The organism is Bartonella sp. TT110JLCBS (assembly GCF_042193405.1).
Taxonomy (GTDB): domain Bacteria; phylum Pseudomonadota; class Alphaproteobacteria; order Rhizobiales; family Rhizobiaceae; genus Bartonella.
Map to the genome: position 1 here is coordinate 1 of NZ_JBHILT010000028.1, position 8409 is coordinate 8409.

Consider the following 8409-nt stretch of genomic DNA (forward strand, 5'->3'; position numbering starts at 1 on the left):
GGGGAACGGTCTTTGTCTCTTTGCTCTCTCGCAGATGAATTTACAGGAGAAGCTCCCGCAAATTGCACGATGGGTTGAATGGCTGTTTTACCCCCCAAAAAACTTGGCAAAAACTCTCTTACATCAATGGACCCAATCCACCCCTTAATGCGGCTAGGCAAAGATTTACAAAAATCCATCAATTGTGAGATAGACGACATAAAGCCATCGACAATCGAATTAGCCAGATCTTCGCCCGCTTGTTCCATACCAGCCTTGGCACTCTCCGAGAGCTTTTCGCGGGCAAAAAAGCTCTTTCTAAACTGAAACTTCTTAAAATTCCCTTTTTACACTTCTCTCAAAGCAAAGATAAAACTGCCAAAACATGTGAAAGTCATCTAAGGATAATTGCATGAGACCATAACCGCTATAAACAAACTCCAATATTTGTATCGTATTATTGTAACGATTTACTTACGTATAAAAGAAGAAGATAAAATTGTAATACAACTAAAAGTTTATACGGTTAATCAAGAGAAATTATACAGCATCATAAAACATCAATTGTTTGAAGATTATAAGTAAAAAATTGATCAAAATAAAAAGCTTTTCTTATGAAAAAGAAAAGAGTTGCCCATGAGTAGATATTATAAGCTCTAACAAAGGACATAACTTGATAATTATACCGCAACAAACTAATAGAAACAGCCTTCTTGATAATTCTGGACACCATGTGCTAGCAAATTATGAACATACCCTTGACAACCTCTCCTTTTCTTCAAAGATAAAAGCCTAAAAAGAAAAAATAGAATAACAAACCATTATTCTACTTTGTATTAAAGCTCAGTTCACATCAAACCATTGCACTTATAGCGTATAACCTGAAAGCTTAGCAGCTTTGAAAAAAGTATGTCTGATTTTTCACTCTATTTCTAAGTAACATTTAGACACTCCTACTGCTCTTCAAGTCCGCACATATAATACGCTTTTTCCCTCATGCTTTAAGACAAAGAAACAAATCCTATTATAACTTACTGCAACTTGCCGAAAATTGGGTGTCTTTCCCTATAACGCCAAGATCTTTAATTAAAAGCGGTTTTCCTATTTCTCCATTATAGGCTTTAACGTGAATGGTCTTGCCTTTCACATCTAAGAGGTAATAATCTCCATTAAAAAGCGCACCAGCTGTATATATAGGGATATTTCCAAAAACCTTATCATTTTTCGCACGGCAATAAGACTGATAATGCGTGTGACCCACGAAGATTGCTTTAACATTATGAGAGGTAATAATTGACTTAAAGACCGACAAATCTTTAGCATTCTTTTTACGAATAAAAAAGGATTCACCATCAATAGAAGCAGCACGCGCATCATGAAAATTAATGATTGTCACTTTACCTCTTGCATCAGCAGCAGCTAAATCGTTCCTAAGCCAATCTAAAGATTTATTGATTTGCACTTCTGTAGACTGCCCCTTCAAACGAACCGTATAGCTTGGATAATTGTGAAGCTGCACATAGTGAACATCTCCATAATCCCAAGAATAACTCAAACTCCCCCTTATCGAGCGAATATTTTCACCCGAAATAGGAATCAAACTTTCAGTAACATCTGCATTGAAATGCGATAATTGACTACGGTATTTTTTGATTTCCGATACCATTCTTGAAACTGCACTTATAGCACAAGCATCTTTGTAAAAACTGAATTCTTGAGGATTTGTACAATTACCAACATTATTGGCATAATCGTGATTCCCTAGCCCCTCATAGACAGGTGCTCCTAGAGTTTTATAAACATGTTCATAATCATCATAGTTTTTTTGTTGTCCAAACTCCGTCAGATCACCATTGACAATATGGAATGCAGCCCTGTGCGCTTTTATCACACCAGCAACTTGCTCATTTATCTTTAACCATGGCTCTCTGTTTGATATTCCATTGGCATCACCAGAATTTAAACGCCACGGTTGCGGATCAGCCATAATAATAGCAGTGTAATTTTTTGTAAGAGACTTTTCTTTCATCGACCAATCCATGAATGCATCATGATGAAGCCTCTTGTCTCTTTTTATTCTTTCAGAATCAAGATTAAAACAACCAGAGAGAGTAAAAGCAATCACGGTGATTACCAATTCAACTTTATATCTCATAAACCTGTCACCATAAAAACGTTACATATTTTTATATTAAAAAAAATTCCTCAGAAGCAATTTTTTAGATTTTCTTGTCAAAAATGTGTCAAAAATTCGAAATAACGAAAGCAATAATCCTTCAATGAAGGTGCACTTTGATGATATAAAAGCACTGTTGATTTCAAGCCTTCAACTTCAAGAACTTTAATTGATTGAGATTTATAAGCTTGGGCTCGAGCTCTTTCAAATGTCATCGATACATCAACAGCTTATAAAAACTTAGTCATATACTATTAAAATATCCCCAACAGGAGAAAAAATGTATTCTTATACTAGAGCACCCAACTCCTTTGGATATCAAGATAAAATATATTAGAATATTATGATAAATAAGGTATAAATAATCAAAAGTTCTAGCAATAGTGTTTGAGTATTACCGTCATCACTCACTTTGACAAGCTATAAAAATGCAGAAGTATTACAGAAAATACTATCATTAATTTATAAAAATAATTTGAATTATGTAAGTATTGTAATAATATTTATTATTTCTATAATATATATTTACAATAAATTTAATTATATAATATAAATAATTACAAACACATTGTGTGTTAAATATAAATTCATACAAATTTAATATCAATTATTTTTTAATTTTGACAAAAAATCAAAAATGTCTTACCCAATAAAGACAATTACTGAAATTAATAACAACTATCCATTTTCACTTCTTCTTATTTAATTTGCGGGGAAATGAATATTTGGGGGGCTCTCATAAGGGGAATACTAGTGTATAAAACATCTCTTTTATCATGCACAGCTACAGCCGCTATCATCCTGTTCAACATCCAGTTCAGTGCACATGCTGAAAATCTCGAAGTTTCTGAAGGAAAACAACAAGAAGTATCCGGAAAAACGTACGAGACTATTTATGTAAAAGACAAAGGAAAAATCACCGGTAGCACTGTAATTGTAACTGGAAACGAAAGCACAAATACAGATACAAGCAATGATAAGTATGTTGTAACAGTTGAAGGTGCTACCAGTGCGCTTGAATTAAATAACTTAAATATTCAAGGCACTGATTCTGATGTTCGCTTTGGTATTTCTGTAAAAGACGGCGCTAACATCAACCTGACTGGAGGAAACATTACAGCTTCTCAAACTGGCGTTTATATCGATGGTAGTAAGGATAATAGAAATATACTGCAAAATGTAGTGATATCAGATAATAAAAATGAAGCATCATCACTCCTTGGAATAGAAATAAACAACGAAAGTTTTATCACTTTAGAAAATGTAACAGTTAAGCAAGCAGAAACTGGTATACTTGCGGATGTCGTTTCTCAAGTTATAGTATCCGGAGGATCATTCGAAGGTAAAATGGATGGCGTATATGCTATGGGCGGCACCACCATTACTGTAGATGGCGGTACTAACATTACCTCATCTAATGGTAACGGACTCCATGCCGATGATGAAAATACCACCATAAAAATGACTGGGGGAAGCGTAACTGGAAAAGACGCAGCATTGTATACAAACGACGGTGGTCATATTAAAGTCACGGGTGGTACTCTAACAGCAAAGGGAAATACCACAAGTGCACCTACTACAGAAGGGGATAACCCTGCATATAATAAGGGTACTAAAATTGAGAGTGGATTCGGCGCCTTGTCTCAAGGTGAAAACAGTGTAATTGAATTATCTGATACAAAGATCAATGATGCGATAATCGGGTTAAAAACACAAGAAAGTGGCGCAATCGCAATGACTGGGGGAAGCATTACAGCGTCCAAAGTTGGTGCATTCTTTTTAGATAGCAAGAGCAAAGAAAACGAACTGAAAGATGTAGTGACATCAAGTGGGAAAGATGATGCGCCACTAATCAATGGAATCAAGGCAACTAACAGTAATGTCACTTTAAATAATGTAACAGTGACGCAAGCACAAACTGCCATAGATGCATATGATTCCACAGTAAACGTCTTAGGAGGATCATTTGATGCAGAAAAAGCCGCAATATTTGCTCAAAACGGCGGCAACATCACTTTAACTGGCGGTGCAAAAATTACATCATATAATGATGCTGGACTCTATGCGGAAGGTTCAAAGTCCATCATCGAAATGACAGGAGGGAGCATCACAGCGAAAGAGGAAGCAGTAACGACAACATACGGTGGCCATATTACTGTTACAGATGTCACCCTAAAAACAAATGGTGATGGACTTGGTGTAGCTTCTGATGACCTTGGTAGCATGATTGAATTACTTGGAAAGACAACGATTAGTGATAGTGCAATCGGGCTTCAAGCACAAAACGGTGGTGTAATCAAGATGACTGGGGGAACCATTACAGCTTCTGCAGCTGGTGCTGGATTCTTAAACAGTAACAGTCGTGAAAACAAACTAGAAAATGTGACAATCTCGAGTGGTAAAGACGATGCGCCACTAAACGTTGGAATAAAAGCAGATAAAAGTACCGTCACTTTAAAAGATGTAACAGTAACTCAAGCAGCCGCCGGTATATTTGCAGATCATGATTCGACAATAACAATCTCGGGAGGATCATTTCATGCACAAAATACAACAATATCTGCTCAAAACGGCAGCGCCATCACTTTAACAAACGGTGCAAAAATTACATCATCTGATGATGTTGGATTCTATGCAAAAGATTCAAACTCCTCCATCACAATGATAGAAGGAAACGTCACGGGAAAAGCGAGTGCTTTGGTTGCTGAAGATGGTGGTCATATTACTGTTACAGATGTTACCCTAAAAACAAATGATAGCGATAAGTCATTTGGTGTATTTTCTAATGGCGCAAATAGTGTAATTGAATTGCTTGGAAAGACCACAATTAGTGGTAGTGCAATCGGGCTTGCATTCCAAAATGATGGCGCAATCAAGATGATTGGAGGAACCATTACAGCTTCTGCAGCTGGTGCTGGATTCTTAAACAGTAACAGTCATGAAAACAAACTAGAAAATGTAACAATATCGAGTGATAAAGACGATACGCCACTGAACTTTGGGATAAAAGCAGATAAAAGTACCGCCACTTTAAAAGATGTAACAGTGACTCAAGCAGCAGCCGGTATATTTGCAGATCATGATTCGACAATAACAATCTCGGGAGGATCATTTCATGCACAAAATACAACAATATCTGCTCAAAACGGCAGCGCCATCACTTTAACAAACGGTGCAAAAATTACATCATCTGATGATGTTGGACTCTATGCAAACAGTTCAAAATCCTCCATCAGCATGACGGGAGGAACCGTCACGGGGAAAGGTAATGCATTGGTTGCTAAAAATGGTGGCCATATTACTGTTGCAGATGTAACCCTAAAAACAAATGATAGCGATAAGTCATCTGGTGTATTTTCTAATGGCAAAGGCAGTGTAGTTGAATTGCTTGAAGGGACAACGATTAGTGATAGTGAAATTGGACTTACAACAAACGATGGTGGCACAATAAAAATGACTGGAGGAACCATTAAAACTTCTCTAGTTGGTGCTGTCTTCTCAAGCAGCAGCAATGAAAACAGACTAGAAGGTGTGACAATATCAAGTGGTAAAGACGATGCGCCACTGGGCTTGGGAGTAATAGCAGACCAAAACAGTATCGTCACTTTAAAAGATGTAACCGTCATGCAAGCAACCAATGCCTTAGTTGCAGATGATCACTCGACAATAACAGCCTCAGGAGGATCATTTCATGCACAAAATACAACAATATCTGCTCAAAACGGCAGCGCCATCACTTTAACCAACAATGCAAACATTACATCATCTGATAACATTGGACTCTATGCAAATAGTTCAAACTCCACCATCAGCATGACGGGAGGAACCGTCACGGGGAAAGGTAATGCATTGGTTGCTGAAAATGGTGGACATATTACGGTCACAAATGTGTCTCTAAATGTTACAGATGTATCTCTAGGTGACGAAGATATATCGTCTGGTGTATTTTCTAATGGCGAAGGCAGTGTAGTTGAATTGCTTGAAGGAACAACGATTAGTAATAGTGAAATTGGACTTACAACAAACGATGGTGGCGCAATAAACATGACTGGAGGAACCATTAAAACTTCTCTAGTTGGTGCGGGATTCTTAAACAGTAACAGCGGTGAAAACAAGCTAGAAGGTGTGAAGATATCGAATAGTAAAGACGATGCGCTACTAAACTTTGGAATAAAAGCAGACAAAAGTACCGTCACTTTAAAAGATGTAACAGTGACTCAAGCAGCCGCCAGTATAGTTGCAAATGATCACTCAACAATAACGGTCTCAGGAGGATCATTTAGTGGACGTGCTGTAGGAGGAAGCGCCGAAACCAGCAGTACGATTATCTTAAAAAACAATGCTAACATTATATCATCTAATGGCGGAGGACTCCTTGCAGACGGTTCAGGATCTAAGATCATAATGACGGGAGGATCCGTAGCCGCGAACAAAACAGCGTTATTCGCAATCAACGGTGGGCATATTGATGCCACAGATGTTGCTCTAAAAACAGAGGGAAAAGGAAGCGGTGCATTTGTAAGTGGCAATGACAGCACAATTCAATTGCATGGTGATATAATAATTAACAATACTTTGGACGGCCTTGGAGCAGTTAACGGTGGTAAAATCATTAGCGAAAACTTATCGATAATCGGTGGTGAAGCACTTGAAGGCCCCGACAACGAACGCACTGGTATATGGACATCGGACTCTGGTAGTGAAGTTAGGTTAATGGGCAAAACAACCATTCAAAATGTCGATGAAGGGTTTTATGCAGACGGTGGAAGTAAAATCATTAGCGGAGATTTAACAATAACTGGTAGTGAAAGTAAACAACAAACCGTTGCTGTAAACGTTGCAGAAACTGATAGTTTAATTAAGTTAAATGGTAAAACAATCATTCAAAACTTTGATGTTGGTCTCACTGCAGAAAATAATAGCACAATTAAGATGACGAATGGTTATATTGGAGCAGCAGAGAATACAATAAAAAATAAAATAGAAGCAAAAAAAGTTGCACTATGGACAGCAGCTAATGGACATATTGATGTCGTGAATACTTCTATGATAGCAGGAGTTGCTGGTTTGCAATTTATAGCTCTCTCTAATCCTGATCTAGATTATCCAGATGATCCACAAAAACGTAAAAGCAGTGAAATCAATTTAACCAATGCAGATGTTCACGCTGAAAATGGTACTGGAATTTTTGTTGGAGCTTTTACTAACACAAACATGGAAGATATTCCAACTTTATCAATCGGTACAGTCAATCTCAAAAATTCAGAAATCCATGCTGATGTATTGTTAGGAGATGGTCTTTTCGAAGATCCAAAATCTTGGAAAAATGACAATTATTGGAACAATAAAGAGGTTAAAGCGATCTCCAATGGCACCTTCACCTTAAGCGCTGATCAGTCTACTCTAGAGGGCAAAGCGAATATTGCTAAAGACAGAAATGTACGTTTTGATCTAAAAAACAAGACAACATGGACACTAAAGACCAGTACAAAAGAAAAAGATGCTGATGGCAATCTGCTTGATATTGCTCAAAGATCTCGTTCCGATATTTCTACGCTTAATCTCGATAACAGCTCTATTGTTTTTGATGGACTGGTAGAAGATCATTATCACACATTGCATATAGGATCTGGTAAACCAGATACGCAAGAAGTCTACAACGCCTCTGGTAATGCAAAGATTTACTTCAACATTGCTTGGAGTGATGGCGTAGCAAGTGCCGATCAAAAAACCGATAGACTTCTGATCCACGGTGATGTCTCAGGCTCCACAACAGTTTATATCAAAAGCGATTCAGGAGATGAAAGTAGTGTAGTCAATGCTGCTGATCCTTCCAATATAGGTGGTCTCTCGCTCATTCAAGTATCTGGAAAAGCACAAGAAGACTCTTTCAAACTCGTAAATGGCTATACCACAAGAAATCGTTTGCCTTATAAATATACGCTAACGGCCTATGGACCAGAGTCAAGCCACGGTACAGCCGATGTTGCACAAAGCCTCTTTGATGAAAAGAATGAAAATTTCTGGGATTTCCGTTTGCATAAAGAAATTCTTGAAACAGATTCTGGTTCTGGTCCAAGTGTGATCGTCCCTGTAGCACAAACGGCCAGTTACTTAGTCATGCCAAATGCTCTCTTCTATAGTGGATTAACCGATATGGCTAAACAAAACGCACTCTTAGCCAATATCAGAACATCTGTCTTAGGAAAAGAAGAAGAAAAACAAACCGGTTTCTTCCTCTATACTTACGGAAA

2 protein-coding genes and 2 pseudogenes are annotated in these 8409 nt (G+C 37.6%); 2 read left to right on the forward strand and 2 right to left on the reverse strand.

Going from position 1 to position 8409, the window contains the following annotated elements:
• Both ACFILW_RS08365 and ACFILW_RS08370 read right to left on the reverse strand, forming a co-directional pair.
• Positions 1-248: pseudogene (locus ACFILW_RS08365) on the reverse strand (phage tail tape measure protein); the annotation flags it as partial.
• A 755-nt stretch (positions 249-1003) separates the two neighbouring features.
• The gene (locus tag ACFILW_RS08370) at positions 1004-2134 is read right to left on the reverse strand and encodes a metallophosphoesterase (protein ID WP_375685531.1); all 1131 of its coding nucleotides are present in this window, start codon (positions 2132-2134) and stop codon (positions 1004-1006) included.
• Positions 2135-2872: 738 nt separating this feature from the next.
• On the opposite strand from ACFILW_RS08370, the pseudogene ACFILW_RS11240 reads away from it, so the two are divergent.
• A pseudogene (locus ACFILW_RS11240) lies at positions 2873-5266 on the forward strand (beta strand repeat-containing protein); the annotation flags it as partial.
• A gap of 621 nt (positions 5267-5887) precedes the next feature.
• A partial coding sequence (locus ACFILW_RS11245; RefSeq protein ID WP_404978537.1) for an autotransporter outer membrane beta-barrel domain-containing protein occupies positions 5888-8409 on the forward strand: 2522 nt, incomplete at its 3' end.

Excerpts from the sequence above, each read along its gene's own strand:
- ACFILW_RS08370 (WP_375685531.1), bottom strand. The coding sequence starts at position 2,134 with ATGAGATATAAAGTTGAATTGGTAATCACCGTGATTGCTTTTACTCTC.